The organism is Caryophanon latum, assembly GCF_001700325.1.
GTDB lineage: Bacteria > Bacillota > Bacilli > Bacillales_A > Planococcaceae > Caryophanon > Caryophanon latum.
Genome location: NZ_MATO01000085.1, coordinates 1 through 1,749 on the forward strand (window position 1 = coordinate 1; position 1,749 = coordinate 1,749).

The following is a 1,749-nucleotide window of genomic DNA, read 5'->3' on the forward strand; positions in this document are numbered from 1 at the left end:
TTTAGCATATTGCCTGCACTGCTCGCAAATGGTGCAATCGTTAGCGTATATGTATGCTCGATGTCGTACATGTTTTCGCCAACATCAACAATGAGCTCATTCGGTGTATGTTGTATTAACGTCGCATGTACTACATTGCCGAACTCATTTCGAATGACGATCGTATTTTTTTCGATAAGCTGTAGCTCAACCGGCTCGTTAAACGTAATCGTCCATTGTTTTTGTAAATCAGTCAGCCCGTCAACATCCCATTCACTCGCAGCAGTTACCGAAGAAGCCATTGTCACTAACATGCAAAATAAAACAATTTGTATCGTTCTGATCATTACAGTTCCTTCCCTTCATTCAAATTTCCTTTCTTTACCCAAATGACGGCATCGTACACATACAAGAGGTGAAACATGAAAAAATACGTACTCATTTTATTGATTGGAGGAATGTGCTGCATGCTGCTGAGCTGTTCAACGAGCGACTTGCGTAAAGCAACGTGGCTTTGGAATGCAACGTTGCTTGAACGCCCGGAAGAAGTGATAACGTTTTTAACGGATCAACAATTTAACACCGTTTTCGTACAAATTGATCCACATGTCGAACTGGCCGAATACGCTCATTTCATTGAACGCGCAACAGCACAGCATATTGCAGTGTATGCACTTGACGGCTCACCAGCTTGGGTAACCGATGACGAGCTGTTTTACGACTATTTTCAATGGCTGCGCGACTATACGAATCGTTATGCAGACGCTCCGTTTCACGGCATTCATTTAGATGTCGAGCCATATTTACATCTTGTCGTTGAACAGTTCCAAACGATGATCGTTCGAGCACAGCAACAGGCGGCTTCGCTCAATTTGCCGATTGAAGCAGATTTACCATTTTGGTTTGATGAAGTTGCTTACAAAAATAAGTTTGGTGAAGGAAACGTTGCACAGTGGGTCATTGAACAGTTAGACGGCGTGACGATTATGGCATACCGCAACAACGCAGAAGACATCATTGACATTACAAAGCATGAACTGCAGTTTGCACAAAAAGCGAAAAAGCCGTTGACGATTGCGATTGAAACGATGGCATCAGAGGAAGGTGATTTCGTCAGCTTTTACGGGCAAGACGAAACGTATGTAAACGAACAGCTGCGCGCCATTTCAAAAGCTATTCGCGCTAGGAGCTTTGCTGGCTTTGCGATTCATCATTACAGCTCTTTCAAACAATTAATTGATTAACACATAAAACTATTAATGTATTAATTGTTTTGTTCATAAATAAACTACTGATGTTACTTGTCACACAAGCTTTGCGATCGTCATGTTGCATTACGTAACAACTCACTTTATCGGTTACTCGTTGCACATAATCAAGCTCGGCAGCAATTACGATGAACGTTACGAAAGCGTCGCATGTATGCCATCATGCGGCGTTGAGTTCCGCTTTGCTGCTGAAAATAAATCTGTGACAAAATGACATTATGTACACGCTTGAAATGGATTTCGTTATACGAAAATGATGACAACTTCGTAAAAACGTTTAAATTGCCGTTTAAACGCGTTTTTAATCAAAAATGATGTTTTATACGTTTTTTAAATAAAAGTCGCTACAACAGCTTATAAAGGCGTTTAAATCGCACGCAATCGAGTAGGAGGGAGTGATTAACTCCAGACCTCTAACAAAACCGTACGTACGGATCAGTATACGGCGGTTCAATTAAGATGAATAACGCAAAGTTTCATAACGAACTTGCAGACTTTTCAG

The 1,749-nt window shown here is 41.1% G+C and carries 2 protein-coding genes; one reads left to right on the plus strand and one right to left on the minus strand.

The window, feature by feature from the left end; all coding sequences use genetic code 11:
• A partial coding sequence (locus tag A6K76_RS16010) for a hypothetical protein (protein ID WP_211271782.1) occupies window positions 1–326 on the minus strand: 326 nt, incomplete at its 3' end.
• 75 nt (window positions 327–401) lie between these two features.
• Here A6K76_RS16010 and A6K76_RS16015 point away from each other — a divergent pair.
• Window positions 402–1,223, plus strand: a complete 822-nt coding sequence (locus A6K76_RS16015; RefSeq protein ID WP_066466598.1) for a hypothetical protein — start codon at window positions 402–404, stop codon at window positions 1,221–1,223.
• Window positions 1,224–1,749 lie beyond the last annotated feature (526 nt).

Bases quoted from the DNA above. Each gene is read 5' to 3' on its own strand.
- A6K76_RS16015 (WP_066466598.1), top strand. From the start codon at position 402: ATGAAAAAATACGTACTCATTTTATTGATTGGAGGAATGTGCTGCATG.